Annotated in this window: 23 protein-coding genes, 2 tRNA genes and 1 pseudogene; 8 read left to right on the top strand and 18 right to left on the bottom strand. The window is 72.6% G+C overall.

What is annotated here, in order from left to right; genetic code table 11:
• The first annotated feature begins 677 nt into the window (after nt 1–677).
• On the top strand, nt 678–905 hold the full coding sequence (locus tag AB0I41_RS07790) for a hypothetical protein (protein WP_357103135.1): 228 nt from the start codon (nt 678–680) through the stop codon (nt 903–905).
• A 7-nt stretch (nt 906–912) separates the two neighbouring features.
• Here AB0I41_RS07790 and AB0I41_RS07785 read toward each other — a convergent pair whose 3' ends face one another.
• Both AB0I41_RS07785 and AB0I41_RS07780 read right to left on the bottom strand, forming a co-directional pair.
• Nucleotides 913–1,710 (bottom strand): carbon-nitrogen hydrolase family protein, encoded by a 798-nt coding sequence (locus tag AB0I41_RS07785; RefSeq protein WP_357103132.1) that lies wholly within the window; start codon nt 1,708–1,710, stop codon nt 913–915.
• 39 nt (nt 1,711–1,749) lie between these two features.
• A complete protein-coding gene (locus AB0I41_RS07780) occupies nt 1,750–2,031 on the bottom strand; it encodes a hypothetical protein (protein WP_357103129.1) in 282 nt (93 codons plus the stop codon).
• A gap of 3 nt (nt 2,032–2,034) precedes the next feature.
• Between AB0I41_RS07780 and AB0I41_RS07775 the strand changes: the two genes are divergently transcribed.
• Nucleotides 2,035–2,169: a hypothetical protein gene (locus AB0I41_RS07775; protein WP_357103127.1), complete on the top strand. Its 135-nt coding sequence runs from the start codon at nt 2,035–2,037 to the stop codon at nt 2,167–2,169.
• A 120-nt stretch (nt 2,170–2,289) separates the two neighbouring features.
• On the opposite strand, the gene clpX is transcribed toward AB0I41_RS07775, so the two are convergent.
• From clpX to AB0I41_RS07750, 5 genes are all read right to left on the bottom strand, one after another.
• The gene (gene clpX / locus AB0I41_RS07770) at nt 2,290–3,585 is read right to left on the bottom strand and encodes an ATP-dependent Clp protease ATP-binding subunit ClpX (RefSeq protein ID WP_357103124.1); all 1,296 of its coding nucleotides are present in this window, start codon (nt 3,583–3,585) and stop codon (nt 2,290–2,292) included.
• A gap of 210 nt (nt 3,586–3,795) precedes the next feature.
• Nucleotides 3,796–4,458, bottom strand: coding sequence for an ATP-dependent Clp protease proteolytic subunit (locus tag AB0I41_RS07765; protein WP_121652300.1), 663 nt, complete (start codon nt 4,456–4,458; stop codon nt 3,796–3,798).
• A 10-nt stretch (nt 4,459–4,468) separates the two neighbouring features.
• On the bottom strand, nt 4,469–5,110 hold the full coding sequence (locus tag AB0I41_RS07760; RefSeq protein WP_357103121.1) for an ATP-dependent Clp protease proteolytic subunit: 642 nt from the start codon (nt 5,108–5,110) through the stop codon (nt 4,469–4,471).
• Between the two features lie 172 nt (nt 5,111–5,282).
• Nucleotides 5,283–6,635: a trigger factor gene (gene tig / locus AB0I41_RS07755; protein WP_357103118.1), complete on the bottom strand. Its 1,353-nt coding sequence runs from the start codon at nt 6,633–6,635 to the stop codon at nt 5,283–5,285.
• Between the two features lie 146 nt (nt 6,636–6,781).
• Nucleotides 6,782–6,855 (bottom strand) — tRNA-Pro (locus tag AB0I41_RS07750).
• Between the two features lie 299 nt (nt 6,856–7,154).
• Between AB0I41_RS07750 and AB0I41_RS07745 the strand changes: the two genes are divergently transcribed.
• Nucleotides 7,155–7,225: transfer RNA gene (locus tag AB0I41_RS07745), tRNA-Gly, on the top strand.
• 545 nt (nt 7,226–7,770) lie between these two features.
• Here AB0I41_RS07745 and AB0I41_RS07740 read toward each other — a convergent pair.
• The 5 genes and pseudogenes from AB0I41_RS07740 to AB0I41_RS07720 all read right to left on the bottom strand — a co-directional run bounded on the left by AB0I41_RS07740 (nt 7,771) and on the right by AB0I41_RS07720 (nt 11,044).
• Entirely contained in the window at nt 7,771–8,151 is a 381-nt protein-coding gene (locus AB0I41_RS07740) for a VOC family protein (RefSeq protein ID WP_357103115.1), read from the bottom strand.
• 846 nt (nt 8,152–8,997) lie between these two features.
• Nucleotides 8,998–9,408 carry an arsenate reductase ArsC gene (locus AB0I41_RS07735; protein WP_357103113.1) on the bottom strand — a complete coding sequence of 137 codons (411 nt, stop codon included), beginning with the start codon at nt 9,406–9,408 and terminating at the stop codon, nt 8,998–9,000.
• 15 nt (nt 9,409–9,423) lie between these two features.
• On the bottom strand, nt 9,424–9,939 hold the full coding sequence (locus AB0I41_RS07730) for an N-acetyltransferase family protein (protein ID WP_357103110.1): 516 nt from the start codon (nt 9,937–9,939) through the stop codon (nt 9,424–9,426).
• A 26-nt stretch (nt 9,940–9,965) separates the two neighbouring features.
• Nucleotides 9,966–10,673: pseudogene (locus AB0I41_RS07725) on the bottom strand (MIP/aquaporin family protein); the annotation flags it as partial.
• Nucleotides 10,670–11,044, bottom strand: a complete 375-nt coding sequence (locus AB0I41_RS07720; RefSeq protein ID WP_357103107.1) for a metalloregulator ArsR/SmtB family transcription factor — start codon at nt 11,042–11,044, stop codon at nt 10,670–10,672. The pseudogene AB0I41_RS07725 and the gene AB0I41_RS07720, both read right to left, overlap by 4 nt.
• 121 nt (nt 11,045–11,165) lie before the next feature.
• Between AB0I41_RS07720 and AB0I41_RS07715 the strand changes: the two genes are divergently transcribed.
• The 3 genes from AB0I41_RS07715 to AB0I41_RS07705 all read left to right on the top strand — a co-directional run bounded on the left by AB0I41_RS07715 (nt 11,166) and on the right by AB0I41_RS07705 (nt 14,970).
• Nucleotides 11,166–11,624: an ArsI/CadI family heavy metal resistance metalloenzyme gene (locus AB0I41_RS07715; RefSeq protein ID WP_357103104.1), complete on the top strand. Its 459-nt coding sequence runs from the start codon at nt 11,166–11,168 to the stop codon at nt 11,622–11,624.
• Nucleotides 11,625–11,775: 151 nt separating this feature from the next.
• Entirely contained in the window at nt 11,776–11,937 is a 162-nt protein-coding gene (locus tag AB0I41_RS07710) for a hypothetical protein (protein WP_357103101.1), read from the top strand.
• Between the two features lie 285 nt (nt 11,938–12,222).
• Nucleotides 12,223–14,970, top strand: a complete 2,748-nt coding sequence (locus tag AB0I41_RS07705; protein ID WP_357103098.1) for an Hsp70 family protein — start codon at nt 12,223–12,225, stop codon at nt 14,968–14,970.
• Nucleotides 14,971–15,037: 67 nt separating this feature from the next.
• Here the strand turns inward: AB0I41_RS07705 and AB0I41_RS07700 are convergent, their stop codons facing one another.
• Both AB0I41_RS07700 and AB0I41_RS07695 read right to left on the bottom strand, forming a co-directional pair.
• Complete coding sequence (locus tag AB0I41_RS07700) at nt 15,038–15,784, bottom strand: hypothetical protein (protein WP_357103095.1); 747 nt, start codon at nt 15,782–15,784, stop codon at nt 15,038–15,040.
• A gap of 317 nt (nt 15,785–16,101) precedes the next feature.
• Complete coding sequence (locus tag AB0I41_RS07695) at nt 16,102–16,617, bottom strand: hypothetical protein (protein WP_357103092.1); 516 nt, start codon at nt 16,615–16,617, stop codon at nt 16,102–16,104.
• A gap of 110 nt (nt 16,618–16,727) precedes the next feature.
• Between AB0I41_RS07695 and AB0I41_RS07690 the strand changes: the two genes are divergently transcribed.
• Together AB0I41_RS07690 and AB0I41_RS07685 are read left to right on the top strand one after the other, a co-directional pair.
• Entirely contained in the window at nt 16,728–17,963 is a 1,236-nt protein-coding gene (locus AB0I41_RS07690; RefSeq protein WP_357103089.1) for a GNAT family N-acetyltransferase, read from the top strand.
• Nucleotides 17,964–18,009: 46 nt separating this feature from the next.
• Complete coding sequence (locus AB0I41_RS07685) at nt 18,010–18,339, top strand: hypothetical protein (RefSeq protein ID WP_357103086.1); 330 nt, start codon at nt 18,010–18,012, stop codon at nt 18,337–18,339.
• 47 nt (nt 18,340–18,386) lie between these two features.
• On the opposite strand, the gene AB0I41_RS07680 is transcribed toward AB0I41_RS07685, so the two are convergent.
• The 4 genes from AB0I41_RS07680 to AB0I41_RS07665 form a co-directional block, all read right to left on the bottom strand.
• Nucleotides 18,387–18,854, bottom strand: a complete 468-nt coding sequence (locus tag AB0I41_RS07680; protein WP_357103083.1) for a ribose-5-phosphate isomerase — start codon at nt 18,852–18,854, stop codon at nt 18,387–18,389.
• Between the two features lie 63 nt (nt 18,855–18,917).
• Entirely contained in the window at nt 18,918–20,129 is a 1,212-nt protein-coding gene (locus tag AB0I41_RS07675) for a DUF1015 family protein (protein ID WP_357103080.1), read from the bottom strand.
• 71 nt (nt 20,130–20,200) lie between these two features.
• Nucleotides 20,201–20,563 carry a hypothetical protein gene (locus AB0I41_RS07670; protein ID WP_357103077.1) on the bottom strand — a complete coding sequence of 121 codons (363 nt, stop codon included), beginning with the start codon at nt 20,561–20,563 and terminating at the stop codon, nt 20,201–20,203.
• 996 nt (nt 20,564–21,559) lie between these two features.
• The gene (locus tag AB0I41_RS07665; RefSeq protein WP_357103074.1) at nt 21,560–22,183 is read right to left on the bottom strand and encodes a disulfide bond formation protein DsbA; all 624 of its coding nucleotides are present in this window, start codon (nt 22,181–22,183) and stop codon (nt 21,560–21,562) included.
• Between the last annotated feature and the right edge of the window lie 83 nt (nt 22,184–22,266).

Genomic DNA, 22,266 nt, shown 5'->3' with positions numbered 1-22,266 from the left:
GCCAGGATCAAACTCTCCAACAAAAACCTGTTGAAAACATGTCCTGACAACAAAAGTGTTGCCAAAGGAATCCCAACCAACCAGACCCACCAAAACAGGCCCGACCAGTTCGGGGTATAAATCAATTTGGCACTGGCTTATCAAGCACCCTGTTGAGTTCTCAAAGAACAACCACACACCGCCTGGAAGCTCTACTCCGTAGAACCCCCGTCTGGGGCAACCTCTCCAACTTACCCGGCCCGACTTTCGCTGTCAACCTCGTGTTTGAGCTGATCAACTTGGTACGGCCCGACCCACGCTGACGCACGCCGTAACCGGCGGTCGCTTCTATCGTGGGAAATCGGCAGACCGGCCGATCGCCGCTTCGCGGCCACCCGCCCGGCTCCCTGCCGGCTTTCGCACTCTACCCGGTCGGTCTCGCGATCGCAACCCCGTCTCCGGAGTGTGTCGCACCGCCCGTTCCTCAGTCTCGCTCGGCGTCTCCGCCACGAGCCTGGCGCCCGCTCTCGGCCGGTTTGTCCGGCCTCCCGCGTGCAGAGAGAAAGTTACGCGGCGGGCCCGGAGAAGGCAAATCAAAGATCGTCATTGGCGTACCGCGTGTCGGTGAAACGCCGCGCCGGCGTACCCGGATCGGGATCGGCGCGCCGCGGAGCCGGCGGCGTGCCAGAGTGGCAGCCATGGATGACCTGTCCCGATCCCCGGCGGCGACGCTCGCCGACGAGGCGTTGCTCGGACTCCTGGCGCCGTTCTGGCAGCTGGTGATCGGCGCGGTCGTGCTCGCCGTCGTCCTGCTCTCCATCACCCGGCTGGCCCGGCGCGGCCGGTCCCGCATGACCACCGCGCTGCTCGTCACCGCGGCGGCGATCGTCGGCCTGACGGTGATCGGCGTGCTCGTCGAGGGCTGACCTGGGCTCAGAGCCGTCGGTTGGCGAGGCTGGGCAGCTCGGTGCGGATGGTCCGCAGGCGGTCGAGGTCCAGGTCGACCACCGTCAGCCCCGGCCCGTCCGGCACCTGACCGAGCACCGTCCCCCACGGGTCGACCACCATGCTGCGCCCGAAGCAGGTACGCCCCGGTTCGTGGTCACCGATCTGGCCGGCGGCGGCCACGAAGCACTGGTTCTCGATGGCCCGCGCCCGCAGCAGCACCTCCCAGTGGTCGCGGCCGGTGTGCATCATGAACGCGGCCGGCACCACGAGCAGCTGCGCTCCCCCGTCGACGGCCAGCAGCCGGTAGAGCTCGGGGAAGCGCAGGTCGTAACAGATGGACAGGCCCACCCGCAGACCCTCGACGTCCACCACCACCGGCTGGTCGCCGGGGGCCACCGTCGCCGATTCCAGGTACGACACCCGCCCCGGGATCTCCACGTCGTACAGGTGGATCTTGCGGTAGCTGGCGGCGAGCGCGCCGGAGCGGTCGAAGACCAGGGACGTGTTCCAGGTGTGCGCCGGATCCGGACCGGCCTCGTGGAACGAGCCCGCCACGACCCAGATGCCGAGCCGCTCGGCGACGCCGGCGAAGAACGTGCCCACCGTGCCGTCCACCGGCTCCGGCTCCGGCAGCCCCGCGCCGGGGCCGAGGTAGTCGACGTACTCGGGGAGGACCGCGAGATCCGCGCCGGCCGCCGCGGCCCTGACCAGCAGGGCCTCCGCGGCGGCCAGGTTGGCGGCCCGGTCGTCGCGGGCGTTGAGCTGGCAGACGGCGACGCGCATGGAGATCAGGGTACGGGCGGACGGCGGCCGGGGACAGCGTCAGACGCTGGCGAGCACCAGGGCGCCGGCGGCGAATCCGAGACCGGCCAACTGCACCGGCCGGAGCCGTTCCCGGTCCACGGCGAGCGCGAGCAGCACGGTGCTGGCCGGGTAGGCCAGCGAGCCGTCAGCAGCCCGCCGACGATCGGCACCACCGCGGCGGTGATCGCCGTGACCGGTGCGACCACGGCCCATCGTCCCGGCGGCGAGGGCCCGGTAGAGCAGCATCACCCCGGCCGCGCCGGCGACGCCCGCGCCGAGCCCCCACGCCAGGTCGACCACGGGGTGATCCCGAGCACCGACGCGTCGGCGAAGCCACCGGCGGAGAAGGAGGTCAACCTGCTGTCGGTGGTCGGCGCCGGGTACCACCAGCACCAGCAGGAGCAGCAGCGGCGACCGCGGACACCGCCGCCAGCATGATGGGGAACAGCGGACGGTCCTACCAGAGCAGGGGCGGGCCCGGGCAGTGGCATCCCGTACCGACGACAGCACGGCCACCCCCCGGGCGGCCGTGCTGTCGTCGTCAGTGTGGGGCGCCGGTCAGGCCGACTTCTCCTCGCGATCCCGGCGGGCCCGGCGACCGGTGAACTCCCTCGGGACGATGGTCGGGTTGACGTTCTCCAGGACCACCTCGCGGGTGATCAGCACGCGGGCGGCGTCGGGGTTGCTCGGCACCTCGTACATCGTGGAGAGCAGAACCTCCTCGATGATGGCGCGCAGGCCACGAGCACCGGTGCCCCGCAGCATCGCCTGGTCGGCGATCGCCTCCAGCGCCGGCTCGTCGAACTCCAGTTCGACCCCGTCCAGTTCGAAGAGCCGCTGGTACTGCTTGACCAGCGCGTTGCGCGGCTCGGTGAGGATGCGCACCAGGGCGGCGCGGTCCAGGCTGCGCACGTTGGTGATCACCGGCAGGCGGCCGACGAACTCGGGGATCAGCCCGAACTTGAGCATGTCCTCCGGCATCACCTGGCTGAAGATGTCGTCGGTCGACCGCTCGGAGACCGACCGGAGCCGGGCGCCGAAGCCGGTGCCGCCGTGGCCGGTGCGGCTCTCGATGATCTGGTCGAGCCCGGCGAAGGCGCCACCGCAGATGAACAGCACGTTGGTGGTGTCGATCTGGATGAACTCCTGGTGCGGGTGCTTGCGCCCGCCCTGCGGCGGCACGTTGGCCACCGTGCCTTCCAGCATCTTCAGCAGCGCCTGCTGGACGCCCTCGCCGGAGACGTCCCGGGTGATCGACGGGTTCTCCGACTTACGGGCGATCTTGTCGACCTCGTCGATGTAGATGATGCCGGTCTCGGCGCGCTTGATGTCGTAGTCCGCGGCCTGGATCAGCTTGAGGAGGATGTTCTCCACGTCCTCGCCGACGTACCCGGCCTCGGTCAGCGCGGTGGCGTCGGCGATGGCGAAGGGGACGTTCAGCATCCGGGCCAGGGTCTGCGCCAGGTGGGTCTTGCCGCAACCGGTCGGCCCGAGCAGCAGGATGTTGGACTTGGCCAGCTCGACGGCGTCGCTGCCGGAACCCGGCGCGCCGGCCGCCTCGGCCTGGATCCGCTTGTAGTGGTTGTAGACCGCGACGGCGAGCGCCTTCTTGGCCTGGTCCTGACCGACGACGTAGTTGTCGAGGAACTGGCAGATCTCCATCGGCTTGGGGAGCTCTTCCCACTTCACCTCGCCGGACTCGGCCAACTCCTCCTCGATGATCTCGTTGCAGAGATCGATGCACTCGTCGCAGATGTAGACCCCGGGCCCCGCGATGAGCTTCTTGACCTGCTTCTGCGACTTGCCACAGAAGGAGCACTTGAGTAGGTCGCCGCCGTCACCGATCCGTGCCACCTACGTTCTCCCTGCACTCGTCGGCCGGAACGCCGGCCCTGACCTGCGGGCGCCGCGCGCCCGTCCGTCTCGATCCCTGCCGCCGACCCGACCCGCCCAGCGGTACGGAACCGACGTTACCCGCTGGCGGAGGTTTCTCCGACCCCCAAAACGGGTGTGTCAGAGGTCGGCCGGGAACCGCTCCCCGACCGACCTCCGACCCGGTGCTGCTCAGCTGGCCGCGTTGGCCGCCAGCAGGCCCTTCTTGCGGCTGGTCAGGATCGTGTCGACCAGCCCGTACTCCTTGGACTCCTCGGCCGTCATGATCTTGTCCCGGTCGATGTCCTTGCGGACCTGCTCGATCGGGCGGTTGCAGTGCCGGGAGAGCATGTCCTCCAGCTGGGTCCGCATCCGCAGGATCTCCCGGGCCTGGATCTCGATGTCCGAGCCCTGCCCGTAGCCGCCCTCGGTGGCCGGCTGGTGGATGATGATCCGCGAGTTCGGCAGCGCCATCCGCTTGCCCGGGGTGCCGGCCGAGAGCAGCACCGCCGCCGCGCTGGCCGCCTGGCCCAGGCAGACGGTGGAGATGTCCGGCCGGACGTACTGCATGGTGTCGTAGATCGCCGTCATGGCGGTGAACGAGCCACCCGGCGAGTTGATGTACATGATGATGTCGCGGTCCGGGTCGGTGCCCTCGAGCGTCAGCAGCTGCGCCATCACGTCGTTGGCGGACGCGTCGTCGACCTGGACGCCGAGGAAGATGATCCGGTCCTCGAAGAGCTTGTTGTACGGGTTGGACTCCTTGACCCCGTACGACGTGCGCTCGACGAACGACGGAAGCACGTAGCGGTTGTGCACGGCCGCGAACTGGGGCGGCAGGCTCAGATCGGTCATCGTCAGCTCCTCAGCTCAGGGTCCCGGCGCCATCCGGAACCTGAGCGGCCCCGATGATCACCTTGTCGATGAAGCCGTAGTCCATGGCCTCCTGGGCGGTGAACCAACGGTCCCGGTCCGAATCCGCCTCGATCTGCGCCTGGCTCTGGCCGGTGTGGTGCGCGACCCGCTCCTGGAACATCCGCTTGGTGTAGAGCATCTGCTCGGCCTGGATCGCGATGTCGGACGCCGTGCCGCCGAGGCCACCCGACGGCTGGTGCATCATGATCCGCGCGTGCGGGAGGGCGTACCGCTTGCCCTTCGTGCCGGCGCAGAGCAGCAGCTGGCCCATGGAGGCCGCCATGCCCATCGCCACGGTCGACACGTCGTTGTCGATGAACTGCATGGTGTCGTAGATCGCCATGCCGGAGTAGACCGAGCCACCCGGCGAGTTGATCCAGAGATTGATGTCGCGGTCCGGGTCCTCCGCGGCGAGCAGCAGCAGCTGCGCGCAGATGCGGTTGGCGACCTGGTCGGTCACCTCGCTGCCCAGGAAGATGATGCGCTCCTTGAGCAACCGGTTGTAGACCGAGTCGTCGAGGTTGCCAATGGTGTCGCCACCGCGGGCGTCAATCGCCCGGAGCGGCTTCGGTGAGATGTGCATGTCGGTCATGGCAGCCCTTCGCTCTCCGTACCGTCCTCCCCGACACTAACCGCTCAGCCGGGTGATCGACTCCCGGTCGGGGCACTGTTCGCTCTCAGCGCAGATGTCCTCGGGACGTACCCGGAAAGCGGTTTCGGCCGCCGTCCACCGCGACGGGCGGACGGCGGCCGACCGGGGACGATCAGTGCTCGTGGTCGTGCTCGTGCGCCTGCTCGCTCTCGGCCCGCAGCGCGTCGAGGCTGACCTCGTTGCCGGCGGTGTCCTTGATCTTGATCTTCTCCATCACCGCGGCGAGGGCCTTGCCGCGACGGACGTCGCCGAAGACGGCGGCGGCCGCACCGGAGCGCACCAGCTGGTCGTAGTACTGCTGCGGAGCCATCCCGGCGCGCTGCGCGCGGTGGACGATCTCGTGGCCGAACTCGTCGTCGGAGACCTGGACGTCCTCGGCGTCGGCCAGCGTGTCGAGCAGGAGCTGGATCTTGACGCCGTCGGTCGCCGCCTCGTTCAGCTCGGCGTCGATCTGCTCCTCGGTCTTCTCCTCGGCCGCGAGGTACTCCTCCAGCGAGGCACCGATCCGCTCCAGCTGGTCGATCATGGCAGCCTTGCGGCTCTCGACCTCCTCGCGGACGACACCCTCCGGCGCCGGCACCTCGGCGACGGCGACGAGCTGCTCCAGGGCCTTGTCCCGGGCGGCGTAGATCTGCTCGACCCGCTTGCCCCGGGTGACCCGCTCGCGCAGGTCGTCGCGGAGCTCGGCGATGGTGTCGAACTCGCTGGCCAGCTGGGCGAAGTCGTCGTCCAGCTCCGGCAGCTCCTTCTCCTTGACCGTGCGGACGGTCACCGCCACCTCGGCGTCCCGGCCGGCGAAGTCGCCGCCCACGAGCTGGGTGGTGAAGGTGGTGCTCTCCCCGGCAGCGAGGCCGACCACGGCCTCGTCCAGCCCGGGCAGGAGCTGCTTGCTGCCGACCTCGTGCGAGATGTTGCTGGCCGAACCGCCCGGCACGTCCTCGCCGTCGACGGTGGCGTTCAGGTCGATCTGGACGTAGTCGCCCTCCTGGGCGGCCCGCTCGACGGTCTTGAGGGTGGCGAACCGCTCGCGCAGGCCCTTGACCTGCTCGTCGATCTCGCTTTCGTCGATCTGGAGCTCGTCCACGGTCACCTCGACGGTGGCCGGGTCCGGCAGGCTGATCTCCGGACGGACGTCGACCTCGGCGGTGAAGTTGAGCGAGTCACCGTCGTTGAACTCGGTGATCTCGACCTCCGGACGGCCGAGGGTCTTCAGGTCGTGCTCGCGGACCGCGGCGAGGATGTTCTGCGGGATGGCCTCCTGCACCGCCTCGTTGAGGACGGTGCCCCGGCCCACCCGCTGGTCGATGACGGCGGCCGGCACCTTGCCCCGGCGGAAGCCGGGAACCTGCACCTGCGAACCGATCTCCCGGTACGCCTTCTTGAGGCTCGGCTCGAGCTCGACGAACGGCACCTCGATGGCGAGCCGCACGCGCGTCGGGCTCAGAGTCTCGACGGTGCTCTTCACAGGCGTACTCCTTGACGGATCTCAGTTGAGTCTGGGCGTGTTTGCGCGCATCGAGTGTAGGCGAGCCGGGCTGCTGCTCCGGCAGCGCCCGGGTACCGCGCGACAAAAATCGGCGACGGCCCGGGCGACCCGGCCGCGGACGACAGTCGGGGTGGCGGGATTTGAACCCACGGCCCCTCGCTCCCAAAGCGAGTGCGCTACCAAGCTGCGCCACACCCCGTGGCGACGAGAAGTGTATGCCGTCAAGTACCCGCCGGAGGTGCCGGGGAGGCTCCCAACGCGCCGAACCTCCACCATCCGGGCACCGTTGTCCGTTACGTTCCCGGGCGTGGCGGGGCGCGCGGGCGTCTGGACGGCGGGCGGGCGCGTTTTGCGGGAAGTGGTGGTGTCCGGGGTGCGGGGAGACCGCGACTTGCCGCACAGCGTGCGGATCATGGAGTCGGCGCGGGGATATGCCTGTGCGCGTCGGGTGGGGCGACCGGGTAGGCTGTCGGCGCGTCCCGCCGTGGCGGGGCGACTGCGGGCGTAGCTCAATGGCAGAGCTTCAGTCTTCCAAACTGACGGTGCGGGTTCGATTCCCGTCGCCCGCTCAGACACGATGGCCCAGGTCAGACCAGAAATCCGACCTGGGCCATATACGTGTCCGTCGCTCGGGCTAGCCGTCGTGCCCGCTACGTGCCCGCTCTCGTTCTTCGGCGATCCCGGCGCTGAGGGCGTCGGCGATGGTCTTGTCTCGCTCGGCCGTGGCGCTGGTAGATCATCGCGGCTCGGGTCGATGCATCTCCGCGACCTTGCCGAAGGACAGCTTGACCGGCGGCACCCGGCGCACCCGGCCCGAGGCGGTGACCTGCTCCAGCCAGGGCAGCCCGAGCAGACCGCCGCCGGGACCGCCAGCGTCCGTCCGTGCGTCAAGGCCGTCTTGACGTGGCGGCCCCGACAGCGGCCCGCTCCCACAAGGGCGGGTCGACGGCGACGGGATGGCGAGGTTCCGCTGGCTGGGTCAATGCCTCACCAACACGCATGCGACACGGGGCGGGTCGAGCGTCCACCCGGCCCCCCAGCTATTGATGGGGGTCGCCAGATCTTGTCGGCGGCCGCGGGGTGGCGGCTGCGTCGATCGTTTGGGCGAGGGCCGTCAGAGTGGGTCGAGGCGGCGCTTGAGCAGGCAGAACTCGTTGCCTTCTGGATCGGCGAGGACGTGCCAGGACGCATCCGCAGGCTGACCGATGTCGACGAGTTTGGCCCCGGCGGCCAGGAGGCGCTCGAGCTCGGCGTCCTGATCGCGGTCGGTGGGGTTGACGTCGATGTGCAGCCGGGCATGCCCATTCTTCGGCTCGTCGTTGCGGATGAGGAAGATCGTCGGCTGCGGGCCGCCGAACCCTTCGCGCGGACCTATCTCGATGCAGCCCTCCTCTTCGCGATCGAGCTCTATGAAGTCCAGGACCTCGCACCAGAACCGCGCCAGCGCCTCGGGGTCGCGGCACTTGAGCACGAGCTCACTGATACGACATGCCATTGACGAAACCTACTCTCAGCATGGGAACTGCCGGGGCGGCCGCACGCGGATCTCATGGGCTCCCTGCAGTGAGAACAAGCTCGCGATCGTACCGGGCGAGGCGAGCGGGCTCGAATTGATTTCAGGCCCTCGCCTGGCCAGGTCGCCATGCGGGGGCCGAGGAACACGCCGGACGCGTGCCCAGGGGTTCCATCGGCCATGCGGCCCATTCCCCGGCTCCTTACCCTGGGAAGGGACGTGCACAGCCTCCCAGGGCTCGGGGCGTGCCCGCTGCGTGCCCGACAGTGGGGTCAACAGAGGTCAGCAACGGCATCCCCCTGCCCGGGCTCTCACTCGCTCTCTGGACGACGAGCCTTATCACCAGCAGGTTCACGATGATCTGCTTGGCGATCAAGGCACCTTCCAAACTGACGGTGCGGGTTCGATTCCCGTCGCCCGCTCCACAGCTTCCGGTCCAGGTCAGACAGCTTCCGGTCCAGGTCAGCGGCATGATCGCCGAGCCTGGGCCACTCTCGTGTCAGCCCTCTTTGATGCCTCGATGCCGATCATGCAGCCGGCCCCGCAGGATCGCCGACGCGACGTCGGTATCCAGGACGACCAGGCTCCCCGGCGAGAGGCGTACAGCGCCTCTCGGGCGCGGTGAGCTGGTGCAACGGGAGCCGCTGGCCCAGGTCAGAGAAGGCGGTCCCCGCTCCTGGCCGGCAGGCCACTCCCCCGCTTCGACGTTGTTGCCATCCGCGGGCCACCCGTCGGCCGGCTGTGCCGGGCGAGACGGCGGACCATGCGGAAGTGATCTCCCGGTCGCGCTCGCCCTGGGTTAGTCAAACCGGGCGAGAGCACCGCGGTCTAGGAGCGGAGACGGCCGAGGTCGGCAAGTAGTTCGACGACGCGTGTCCTGATGTCGTCGCGGACCTGGCGGACGAGTTCGAGGGGCTGGCCGGCGGGGTCGGTGAGCTTCCAGTCCTCGTACCGTTTGCCGGGGAAGACGGGGCAGGCGTCGCCGCAGCCCATGGTGACGATGACGTCGCTTGCTTCGGCGGTGTGCCAGGTCAGCCGGGTGGGTGTCTGGTCGGTGATGTCGATGCCGACCTCGCGCATGGCCTCGACGGCGGCGGGGTTGATCCGGTCGCCGGGTTCGCTGCCGGCGGAGCGGACTTCGACGGTGTCGCCGGCGAGGTGGCGGAGCCAGCCGGCGGCCATCTGGGAGCGGCCGGCGTTGTGCACGCAGACGAACAGGATGCTGGGCTTGTCGCTCATCGGTGGTCTCTCTCGTCAGTCGATGGAGGGGCTGCGGCGTTCGATGAGAACGACGTCGCGCCAGGTGCCGTGGTGGCGGCCGATGCGCCTGCGGGTGCCGACGGTGCGGAAGCCGCAGGCGGTGTGCAGGGCGAGGCTGGCGGTGTTCTCGGGGAACACGCCGGACTGAATGGTCCAGATGCCGGCCTGCTCGGTGGAGGTGATCAGAGCGTCGAGCAGGGCCCGTCCGACTCCTCGGCCGCTGGCGTCGGGGTGGACGTACACGGAGTGTTCGACGACCCCGGCGTAGACGCACCGGTCGGACACCGCCGAGCAGGCGATCCAGCCCAGGACGCGGCCGGCCTGGTCGACGGCCACCCACCGGTGGCCGGGCATCCGGGTCGCGGTGAACTTCTCCCAGGTGGGTGGTTCGGTCTCGAAGGTGGCGTGGCCGGTGGCGATGCCGAGCCGGTAGATGTCCAGGACCGCCTCCGCGTGCGGGTCGTCCATGGCCGCGATCGTGATGCCGGCAGTGGTGGCCGTGGGGTTCATCGGGTACCGGCCTCCTCCACCAGCTGGGGCACGACGACGGCGTCAGCGGCATGCCCGCTGTGGGGGTACCAGGCGGCGAGCGCGGCGACGGCGACCAGGCCGCCGACGAGCTGGGCGGCGACGAAGCCGGGCACGGACGCCGGAGCGATGCCGGCGAAGGTGTCGGTGAAGGCCCGGCCGATGGTGACGGCGGGGTTGGCGAACGAGGTGGACGAGGTGAACCAGTAGGCGGCACCGATGTAGGCGCCCACGGCGGCGGGCGCGGCGGAGGAGCGACCGCTACGGGCGAGGGCGAAGACCAGCACGACCAGGCCGGCGGTCGCCACGACCTCGGCCAGCCACAGGTTCCCCCCGGTCCGGTCGGTGTGTGACCAGGTCACGGCCGGCAGCCCGAACATGAGGTGGGCCAGGACCGCCCCGGCGATCGCGCCACCGACCTGCGCTGCGGTGTAGCCGACGAGGTCCCGCCCGGTCAGGCCGGTGCCGGCGCGTCGCCCGAGCCACCAGTCGACGGCGGAGACGACCGGGTTGAAGTGCGCGCCGGACACCGGTCCGAACGTCAGGATCAGCGCGCCCAGGGCCAGCGCGGTGGCGATCGCGTTCTCCAACAACTGGAGCCCGACGTCGTCCGGGGAGAGCCGGGCGGCGGCGATCCCGGAGCCGACGACGGCGGCGACCAGCATGGCGGTGCCGGCGAACTCGGCCGACGCCCGCCGCGCCAGGGCGAGGCTCATGCGACGGCCTCGGCGGCCGGCGTGGCGGAAACGTCCAGCAGCGCGCCGAGCTGGCGGAACGCCTCGGCCTTGACCCGGTACCAGACCCACGTGCCGCGACGCTCGGAATCGACCAGGCCAGCCTCGCGCAGCACCTTCAGGTGGTGGGAGATGGTCGGCCCGGACAGGTCGAACGCCGAGGTGAGGTCGCAGACGCAGATCTCGGGCACCGAGGCGATCATCGACATCAGCCGCAGCCGGACCGGGTCGCCCAGGGCCTTGAACATCGGCGCGACGACCGCCGCCTGGCCGGCGTCCAACGGGCGGGCGGCGATGGGCGGACAGCAGGCGACCGCTCGCAGGTCCACCACCGGCAGCGCTTGTTTCGACATTTCTCTACCTTGACAGATCTCAAAACAAGGTGCAACAGTTGGCCTTGCTTCGAAAGTCATCTAGACAAGGATGACGCTAGCCGCCTCACCAGCACGTTCGCTGACCTGCCAGGAGGAGACCATGTCCCGCGTCCAGCTCGCTCTGCGCGTGTCCGACCTCGAAGGCTCCGTCGCCTTCTACGCCAAGCTGTTCAACACCGAACCGGCCAAGCGCCGCCCCGGCTACGCCAACTTCGCCATCGAGAACCCGCCCCTGAAGCTCGTCCTGCTCGAAGGCGAGCCCGACCAGCCCACCGTCATGGACCACCTGGGCGTCGAGGTGTTCAGCACCGACGAGGTCAACGCCGCCACCACGCGGCTGACCGACGCCGGCCTCATCACGCTGGAGGAGAACAGCACCGAGTGCTGCTATGCCCTCCAGGACAAGGTCTGGGTACGCGGCCCCGGCAACGAGCCCTGGGAGGTCTACACCGTCAAGGCCGACTCCCCGCAACTGGAGAAGGCCACCGAGAGCGCCTGCTGCACCCCGGCCGCCGGCCAGGAACCGGCCACCAACGGAGCCACCGCAGGCTGCTGCTGATCAGGACAAGGTGCGTGCCCGTTCTCCACCTGAGGGCGGGCCCGCAACTTGCTGGGCAACACGCTGTCCTGGTCGGGCCGGACGTCGGGCCGCGGATCCGTCCCGCTCGGCGGGACACCGGCGTCGACCGTGGCTGGCTACCATCCCGTCCATGACCAGCGTCGGTCTCGGGATGACCGCCGCGCCGCGCCCACCTGGGCGCGCCCTGGCCCGTACGCAGTTCCTGCTGGCCGGCGCGTACGTCGCCGCAGTCGGCGTCGCCGCCTGGGTGAGCCCGCCCGCCACCACCCTGCACACCTGGCTCCTCGACTAACCTCCGGCGCCTGCGCCAGCCACAGCGGCGTATCCGGGACAGCCGTCGCATCCGGCACGTTCCGCCCCGGTGGCGACGATCACGCCGGCCGTCCGCCGTCCCCATCGGACGACGTCGAACCCTGCGGGGTGCAGGGGCGGCCGTGGCCGGCCGACCGGACCGTCCTCTACTGGTGGCGTCCCACCTTCTGGCGCCGGTGACGCCGACCGGTCGATCGGGTCGGCGGCGTGGGCTGCGTACGATGCGGGGCCGGGCATTCCCTCGTCTGCGTGGAGGTATCGACCGATGGCAGGCCAGCAGGACGGGTTCGCCCTCGGCGTCGACCTCGGCACGTCCAACACCGTGGCCGTGCTGCGCTGGCCGGACGGGCGGACCCGGCCGCTACTCGTCGACGGGCAGCCGATCCTCCCCTCCGGCGTGTACGCCGACACCGACGGGCGGCTGCACGTCGGCCGGGACGCGCAACGGCTGGCGCAGGCCGACCCGGCCGGGTACGAGCCGAACCCGAAGCGCCGGGTGGACGAGCCGACCGTGTCGCTGGGCGGACGCGCGTACCCCCCGGCGGAGCTGCTGGCGGCGACCCTGCGCGCGGTGGCGGAGTCGGCGGTGGCGGCGGCCGGCTTCCTGCCCCCGGCGGTGGTCACCTACCCGGCGGCCTGGGAGGCGCCCCGACGGCAGGTGCTGCACGACGCGCTGGCGCTCGCCGGCTGGCCCTCGGCCGCCGAGCACACCATGTCCGGGCCGATCCCGCCCGGGACGCGCCTGCTGCGGGAGCCGGTGGCCGCCGCCCGGTACTACACCGACGTGCTGCGCCGGCCGGTGCCGGTCGGCGGCGCGGTCGCGGTCTTCGACTTCGGTGGCGGCACGCTGGACGTCGCCGTGGTCCGCAACGAGGGCGCCGACCCGTGGGGGGACTCCGGCTTCACGGTGGTCTCCACCGGCGGGGTCGCCGACCTGGGCGGCCTGGACCTCGACGCGGCCCTGGTGGGCCGGCTCGGGGAGTTGGTCGCCGACGCCGACCCGGCCCGCTGGGCCCGGCTGACCAGGCCGGAGACGGCCACCCAGTGGCGGGACCGGCAGCAGCTCTGGGACAACGTACGCGGGGCGAAGGAGATGCTGTCGCGGACCAGCGTCGCCCCGGTCGCCGTACCCGGGGTGGAGACGGCGGCGCGGCTGGACCGGGCCGACCTGGAACGGCTCGCCGCTCCCCTGCTGACCCGGGCGGTGGCGGGGACCCGCGAGGTGATCGCCGCCGCGGGGCTCACGCCGGAGCAGCTCGCCGGGCTCTTCCTGGTCGGCGGGTCGTCCCGGATACCGCTGGTGGCCCGGATGCTCCACGCCGAGCTGGGCATCGCGCCGACCGTGCTGGAACAGCCCGAGCTGCCGGTCGCCGAGGGCGCGCTGACCGACCTGCCGATGCCCCGTCCGCAGTCCCGGCCCGCGCCGGTGCCCGCCGGAGCACCCGGCCACGCGCCGGCACCCGGCCACCCGGCAACGCCACCCGGAACACCGGGGCAGGCGGCGACCCTGCCCGGGCCGGCGCCGACCCGGCCCGACCCGTACGTACCCGGGCAGGCGGCGCCCCCGGCAGCCGGGACGGCGGCGGGGCCGGGCGTACCCCACTCGGCGCCGCCGGTGTCGCCCGCGCCCGGCGGCGGTCCGACCGGGCCGGGACGGGGCCCGCGGGGGCTCTGGATCGCGCTCGGCGCGAGTCTCGCGCTGATCGGCGTGGTGGCCGCGACGGTGCTCTGGCTGGCCTGGGACCGCTACCCGGCACTGGAGTTCCGGACCCTGGAGGTCGTGGACAAGCCGATCCCCGCCGGCGCGGAGCGTTCGACCGCCATGTTCACGGCGGTCCTGGGCGACCGCGCATACCTCGCCCACCAGCTGGCCGACGACCGGCTGGAGGTGGTGGCGGTCCACGCCGGCACCGGGGACGAGCTGTGGCGCGAGCAGACCGGGATCGGCGCGCAGCGGTGGGCCGGGATCCGCGCGCTGCCCGACGGGGTGGCGGTCCTGGCGGACGCGTCCGGCGACAGCACGCCACGCGACCTGTTGGTGCTCGACGCCGGTTCCGGCGCCGAACGCTGGCGGCTCTCCGTGCACGGCGACGACGACCTGTACTACACCCGGGACACGGCGGTCTGGGTCGACCGGACCGGCGATCGCCTGGTCGGCCTACGGATGCGCGACGGCGACGAGGCGTGGCGCCAGGACAGTCCCCGCAACGACTACGGCGACGCCCGGACCCAGGTCGTGCGGGTCAGCACCGCGGAGGCGTTGGGTGGTGCCGGCTCCGTGAGCGGCGCGCCGACGGCGCCCTGGCTCGGTGCGGCGGACCGGCTGGTGCAGGTGGGCGCCGACCGGTCGGTCCGGCTGATCGACATGGACAGCGGTGACCTGCTGCGCAGCCGAACCAACGTCGCCGACGTCGACGACCTGGTGGCGGCGCACGCCGACCGGCTGTACGTCGTCGAGGACGGGCGCGGCTACCGGCTGCTCGGGTACGACCTGGCCAGCCTCGCCGAGCCGGACGTGCTCTACAGCGCGCCCGACGACCGGCGCCGGCCGAAGTCACTGGTCGCCTGCGGCGAGCACCGGGCCTGCCTGCTGGAAACGCCGGACGGCGAGAGCGCGCGCACCGAGGTGGTGGCGGCGACCGAGGGGAACGGCAGCCGGCACTGGCCGGCCCCGGAGGCCGACACGCTGGTGCCGCTCGGCGAGCACCTGCTGGCCCGGCAGGACCCCCCGCGGTCCACGGTCACCCTCTTCGACGCCGGCGGCAAGGCCGTGCTGGCCGACCGGGACGGGGTGGCGGTCCGGTTGGACGCGGGCAACCTGCTGATCTTCGCCGAGCCGCCGAGCACCGTCGAGGACGAACGCAGCGTCGCCGGGATGTCGGTGGGCGCCGACAGGCCGTTCGAGATGGGTCAGCTGAAGGACGTCCGCAGCGAATCCTGCTCGTGGAACACCGAGGTGATCGCCTGCGGTCGGGAGAAGGACTTCGTGCTGTACCGCCTCGCCGGGGCCTGACCGGGCCGGCACGTCACCGGCCCGGGTCGGCCGGGGGTCCCGCCGACCCGGGCCGCCCGCCGGGATCTCAGCCGCGCCAGGCCCGGACGGCGGCTGGCAGGCTGCCCAGCACCAGCAGGACCACGGCGACCGCGCCGATCAGCCGAGGGCTGATCGGCAGGGCGAACGCCACGACGGTCAGCGGGCTGGAGGCGATCATCGACCAGGCCGCCCAGCGCGGAAGGATCCCGGCGCGGCGCAGCGCCACCCCGAACAGGACGTACGCCACCAGGTGGAAGACGATGTAGACGAGCAGGTAGCCGCCCATCACGGTGTCGGTGGCGAACGTGTCGAGCAGGGCGCCGTGGCCGGTGCCGCCCGCGCTGCGCGCGGCCGTGTTGATCAGGTCGTCGAGTGCGGTCAACGCGCTGAACGGGAGCCAGCCCAGCACGCCGAGCAGGCCGGCGACGGTGGCCAGTCGCGGTGACCGGGGCCAGGCGAGCCAGGCCAGCGCGACCGCCCCGACCGGCAGCAGGTACGAGCCGAGCACGAAGGCGACCATGTGGACCGCGTTGACGACCGGGTCCGCCGCCACGCTCGCCGCGATGCTCTCCTGACCCGAGACGTGGATGGACGGACTGAACACACCGCCGACCAGGTAGGCCACCGGTCCGCCGGCGATCGTGACCGCCGCGACGGCCCGCAGCAGCCGGGGGAATCCCGGTGCGCCGGTGGTGAGCGGGAAGGGCTGGCCGCCGGTGGCCTCGGCCGGACCGGTGCCGGACCGGGCCGGCTCGACCCGGCGGAAGAAACGGCGGGGCGCGGAGTCGGTCATCGGTGTGCCTCCGGGAGATCGGCTGGTGCCGGGTGGGTGCACTCAGACTCCTCCGCACCGGTCGATGTCTCGTCCTACCACGAACGGCAACCGTCCTGCGCGCCGGCGCGCACCCGGGCAGCGGCGGCTACGTCGACGGACGTACCCGCCGGCCGGCGGTGCAGCGCGGCGTGACGGCCGCCGGGCCCGGGCACGGATGAACCGCGGCCGGCGGGGTAAGCACCGCCGGCCTGGTGGAGAACGACCCGTTGTCGCGGCATCCCGCGACCGTACGCCGCGGGCGGGCGGCCCCGGCCGACCCGCCCGCGGCGTACGGGTCAGTTGCCCGTGACGAAGTTCCAGGCCGACACGACCCACTCGGTCTGCTGCAGGTAGGCGACCCCCACGCCGACCAGGAAGACCGCGGTCACCAGGTGGGCGCCCCGGGCCCCCCGCCGGACCCGGCCCAGCTGGCGCTCCCAGATCACCCGCCCGACCAGGCGGCACAGCGCGAAGAGGCCGACCGCCACCAGCAGGCTCAGCACGAAGGTGAGCAGCGGCGCGCCCAGGTCGCCCCGGCCGGAGATGGCCCAGATCCCCCAGCAGACGAACGCGAAGAGCCCGCCCGCCATGCTCCACTCGCGGCCCTGGCGCAGCTGCGCCAGGTGCCAGCTCATCGGCCGGCGCGGCGCGGCCGGCTCGGACCAGGTGTGATCGCCGGCGTCCGCGGCCGGGAACTGCTCGGTACGCGGGGTACGCGGCCGCCCGACCGAGGCGACGCCGGGGCGGAACGCGTCCCGCTGCGGCGGCACCTCGACGGTCCGCTCCGCCCACGGCTGTGTCTGGTCTGCCATCTCGTGTCCTCCCCCTGACCGGTGCCGGCCCCCGGCCGACCCGTCGTCTTCGAGGGTAGCCAGCCGGCAAATGAGTCGCCGCCCCGCCGGTGATCGGCTACACATGGTCGATGACCCACCCCGCCCCCGACGTGCAGGTCCCGGCCGCGACCGATTTCGACGCGATCGCCGAGCTGATCGGTGACGCGTTCCACAACCCGTTCGACGCCGAGGTCCGCGAGGTGGAACGGAGCATCTTCGAGCCGGAGCGGGCGCTGCTGATCCGTGACGAAGGCCGAGCGGTAGCGCACGCCTCTGCCTTCACCCGGACGCTCACCGTCCCCGGGGCGACGGTGGCGGCGGCGCACGTCACGATGGTCGCGGTGGCCGTCACCCACCGGCGCCGAGGGCTGCTCAGCGCGCTGATGCGCCGTCAGCTGCGGGAGATCCACGACGCCGGCCGGGAGCCGGTCGCGGTGCTCTGGGCCAGCGAGGGGCGGATCTACCCCCGGTTCGGCTACGGCCTGGCCGCGCAGCGCCTCGCCGTCGAATGCCCGGCCACCACCGAGCTGCGGCTGCCGGAGCCGGCGTCCGCGGCGGGCGCTCTCCGCCTGGCCGACCCGGTCGCGTCGCAACCCGAGCTGGCCCGGGTGTACGACCGGGTGCGCCCCGACCGCCCCGGCTGGTCGGACCGGGACGAGCGCTGGTGGCGGTACGTGCTGGCCGACCCGACCGCCTGGCGGGGCGGGGCCACACCGCGCCGGGCGTTGCTGCACGGGGGGCCGGACGGCGTGGACGGGTACGCGCTCTGGCGGACCCGGGACGAGTGGGACGAGCGGGGGCCACGGGGGCAGGTCCGGGTGGACGAGGTGGTGGCCGCCGGCCCCGAGGCGTACCTGGCGCTGTGGCGGACGCTCTTCTCGATCGACCTGACCCGGCAGCTCTCCTGCACCCGGATCGCCGTGGACGAGCCGCTGCTGCGCCTGGTGGACGAGCCCCGCCGGCTCGGCGCGCAACTGGTCGACGCGCTCTGGGTGCGGGTGGTGGACGTGCCGGCCGCGCTGGCCGCCCGCCGGTACGTCAGCGCCGTCGACGTGGTGGTCGAGGTCGCCGACGACCTGCTGCCGGAGAACACCGGCCGCTGGCGACTCACCGGCGGCCCGGAGGGCGCGGTGTGCGTACGCACCGACGACCCGGCGGAGCTGGCCTGCGACGTACGCGGCCTCGGCGAGCTCTACCTCGGCGGCGTGGCGCCGGCCGCGCTGGCCGCCGCGGGTCGGCTCCGCGAGCTGCGTCCCGGCGCGCTCACCGCCGCCGGCCCGGCCTTCGGCTGGCACCGCGCCCCGGCCGCGATGGAGGTCTTCTGAGCGGCGGCGGGGCCACCGGGGCCGGCGCGGGCGGTACGGTCGGCTGATGGCGGATGCGGAGCGACGGCGACGCCGGCTGCGGCACCAGCCCGACGTGCCGGCCGGGGACGGCGACGGCCCGGCGGCGGACACGGCCGAGGTGCACGACGGCACGCCCGCGCCCCGGGCGCGGCGTGGCGGCGGGGCCGAGGAGGGTGATCGGGGCCTGCGGGGGCTGGTCGGCTCCGGCTCCTCACAGGTGGCGGTCGGGGCGGCGCTGCGGGCCCGGGACGCCGCCCGGCCGACCGACGAGGACCTGGCCGAGGCGGAGGCCCGGCTGGTGATCGTCCGCCGCAACTGGGTGCCCCGCGAGGACCTGCCCCGCTCCGGCCGCTGACGACCGGCGGGCCGGCCCCGCGACGGGGCCGGTACCTCAGCAGGTGGTCAGGGCAGCTCGGGGAGCTGGCGGGTGCGCTCGTAGTCGGCCATCTGGGCGATCCGGCGGGCGTGCCGCTCGTTGCCGGAGAAGGGCGTGGTGAGGAACGCCTCGACGATGGCGGTCGCCTCGTCCAAGGTGTGCTGGCGGGCGCCCACGGCCACCACGTTGGCGTCGTTGTGCTCCCGGCCGAGCTGGGCGGTCTCGACGTTCCAGGCCAGCGCCGCCCGGACGCCGGCGATCTTGTTGGCGGCGATCTGCTCGCCGTTGCCCGAGCCGCCGATGACCACCCCGAGGCTGCCCGGGTCGTTGACCACCCGGTCACCCGTGTGCAGGCAGAAGGCCGGGTAGTCGTCGTCCGGGTCGAAGGCGTGCGGGCCGACGTCGACCAGCTCGAAGCCCTGCTTGGCCAGATGGTTGGCCAGGTGCACCTTCAACTCGAAACCGGCGTGGTCGGATCCCAGGTAGACGCGCATACCGCGCAGTCTGTCAGGCCCCGCCCCGGCACGTCGCGCGGGCGGCGTACCGGGGCGGATTCGTCACAGCGTCGCCCGCGGCAGCTCGGCGACGACCAGGCCGCCGCGCGCCTTCGGGGTGAACCAGGTGCTCTTACGGGGCATCTTCTCCCGGGCCAGGTTGACCTCGACGAAGTCGTCCACGGTCACCGGGGCGATCAGGATGGCCAGCTCGGCCCGGCCGGCGTCGACCTCGCCGGTGAGCCAGCTCGCCGGGTAGTCGCCGCCGACGTAGGTGATCCGCTTGTCGCCCGGGTCGAGGCCGAGCGCGTCGCGCAGCACCAGCCGCTCGACCAGCGCATGGTCCAGGTTCTCCAGCCGGGCGGCGCCCTCGTCGTGCGGCAGGGTGACCGCGTACCCCTGGCCGGGGAGCCGGAGGTGGACGGTGCCGCCGGCCTGCGGGACCTCGACCGGACCGTCGACCGGGATGACCGTCGCGCCGGCGGCGCGGAGCCGGTCGAGCAGCTCGTCGGGGGTGGTGGTCAGCTCACTGACCAGCCGGTTGTAAGGCTGGATGGCGACCGACGCCGGCGTGGTGACCACCGACAGAAAGCGGGGCAGGCCGCCGCTCTGGGCGGCCAGGCTGCGGTGGTTGCCGTCGGCGACCACCAGCTCGCCGCCGCCGGCCAGCGCGGTCAGCTCGTCCTGCTGCCGGCCGGGGCCGAGCAGCCAGATGGCGTGCGTCCGACCGGCCTGGTCGGTGTCGGTCGCGGCGGGCGCGCCGGCCGACTCGGTCGCCGCCGCGAGCGCGGCGTGCAGCTCGTCGCCGCGCCCGGTCTGGAGCAGGAGTACGGGCGAGAGCAGGTGCCCCAGCGCCTCGGCGAGGGCGACCCGCTCGCGCACCTTGGCGATGAAGACGTCCTCGTTGCGGATGACCAGGCCCGGCTCGTCGGCGCTGGTGGAGATCTGGTCGGTGTCCACCATGGCGAAGAGCCCGTACGCCGACTCCTCCCTCGGCGCGCTGATCCGGTAGAGCCCCACGACCTGCTCGGCCGGGGTGTAGCTGCCGTCGGCCTTGGCCTCGGCGAGGCGGGCCACCGCGTCCGGGAGCGCGTCGAGGAACGACTTCCCGAGGCTCTCCGGCGCCCGGTGGGGCATCTCGATGCCGAGAGCACTGTGCGGGTTCGCCTCGATGATCGCGGTGATCTCCGCGTCGTCGGCGAACTCGTCGTAGTTCTGCGCGCCGGTGCCGCCAGTGGTGATCCAGGCCCGGGCGATCGGATGCACGACCGTCATGCCCGTTGACGCTACCGGCGTCGACGGCCCGGACGACGCGGACCCCGCGCCGGGTCCACCAGATGAACCGCTCAACCCCGCTCGGCCGGCTCCTTGGCGCGGCGGTGCCGTCCGGTCTGTCCGGGGACCGGCGCGGGACAGCGGACAGGGACCGAGCCGCCCGGGCCCGCCGGCCAGATGGCCGGGGCGCCGGGCGGGGTGGCCGGGGCGCCGGGCGGGGTGGCCGGGGCGCCGGGCGGGGTGGCCCGCGAGGTGACCGGGACCCGGGCGACGCCGACCACGATCGGCGGGGCGAGCAGGTCGACCATCTCGACGGGGAGCTGGGGGCTGACCGCCGGCCAGTGGCAGTCGTCGACCGACCAGTACGTGGTGCGGTCGACCACCTCGGGGCCGGCGGACGGGTCGTCAGCGGACGGACGGTGGTGCTTGGCCATCGGGAAAGCCTCCGGGTCGGCCGGGTGCGGCCGCTGCGGCCGCTGCGCTGGACACAGGGAGAAACGACCCCGCGCCCGGGAGGGTAACGCCGCAGGTCCCGGCCGGTCGTGCGCCGCGCGGCGCATAGGACGCGGCGCGTCCGTCGTGCCGCAATCGGGCGTGCCGCAATCGGGCGTGCCGGGCCGGACGTGCCGCGCCGGGCGCGTCGCGCGGGGCGACGGGGATGCCGGGGGCCGGTGTGGCGACGGCTGTCAGCCGGGCGTCCATCGGCGGGCCCGTCGACGGGCCGACCTTGTGTGGGGACGCTTTAGAGCTGATGTCGTAGACGAATCAGCGTCACCGGCCAGTCGGTCCGCGCCTTCGGGCTTCCGGGCCTCCGGGCTTCCGGTTTCCGCGCCTTCCGGTTTCCGGTTTCCGGGCCTCGATGCCTCCAGGCGAACGGTCGATTGGTCGGTCCGCGCCGCAGGGTCCCGGCCTAAGCCGGGCGGGTAGTTCGGTTCCGGCGCGGTCCCGACGCGGCAGACGGTGCCAGCGCGGCGAGCGGTCCCCGCGCGGCAGACGGTGCCAGCGCGGCGAGCGGTCCCCGCGCGGCAGACGGTGCCAGCGCGGCGGGCAGCTTCGGAGGGCGGCCCGGGCTGGGCCGGGTGGCGGTGGGTCGAGTCCGGGTGTCCGGGCGTCATGGGAAAGGGCGGCCGTGGTGTGGGGCGGCAGGCCTGGTGCCGGACGGCGGCCTGGTGGGGATTCCGGTGGCGGAGCCACCACGACGGGGTCGCGGTGAATCGTTCACGTCATCAGCTCCAAAGGAGCGCTGTGCCATCCTCGGCCCCAGGCCGTGCCGTCGCCCCGAGCCGCCACCGCCCCCGGACAGGCCGCCGCCCCCAGGCCGCCACCGCCCCCCAGGCCGCGCCGCCGCCCCAGGCCGCCACCGCCCCCCAGGCCGCGCCGCCGCCCCGGGCCGTTCTCGACAGGAACGGCCCGGGGGGCGACGACCGGGATCAGTCGAAGATCGGGCCGAGTTCGCGGGAGCGCTTGAGCTCGTAGAAGCCCGGGGTGCCGGCGACCAGCAGGACGCCGTCCCAGAGCCGCCCGGCGGCCTCGCCCTTCGGCGCCGGTGTGATCACCGGGCCGAAGAAGGCCACCTGGGCGCCGTCCGGGCCCGGGGCGTGGATGACCGGGGTGCCGACGTCCGTGCCGACGGGACGCATCCCGGCCTCGTGGCTGGCCCGCAGCGCCTCGTCGTACTCGGTGGTGTCGGCGGCGCCGGCGAGCGCCGGGTCCAGGCCGACGTCGGTCAGGGCGGCCGCGTACAGCTCGGGGCCGAGCTGCTCCTTGCCGAGATGGACCCGGGTGCCCATGGCGGTGTAGAGCTTCGCCACCGCCTCCGGACCGTGCTGCTGACCGACGGCCACGCAGACCCGTACCGGTCCCCAGCCCTTCCTCATCAGCTCCTGGTACTCCTCGGGCAGGTCCCGACCCTCGTTGAGCACCGAGAGGCTCATCACGTGGAAGCGGATGTCCACTTCCCGGACCTTCTCGACCTCCAGCAGCCAACGGGAGGTGATCCACGCCCAGGGGCACAGGGGGTCGAACCACATGTCGACGGCGACACGTTCGGTCACGGTGAGGTCCCTTCGCGACGGGTGCGCCGGCAGCCCCGGCGCCGCTGCCTCGATCCTCACCCCGCACGGCATCGACCGACAGC

The organism is Micromonospora sp. NPDC050200, from assembly GCF_040656135.1.
Classification (GTDB): Bacteria; Actinomycetota; Actinomycetes; order Mycobacteriales; family Micromonosporaceae; genus Micromonospora.
The sequence above is the reverse complement of the archived record's forward strand: the minus strand, read 5'-3'. Positions and strand labels throughout refer to the sequence as shown.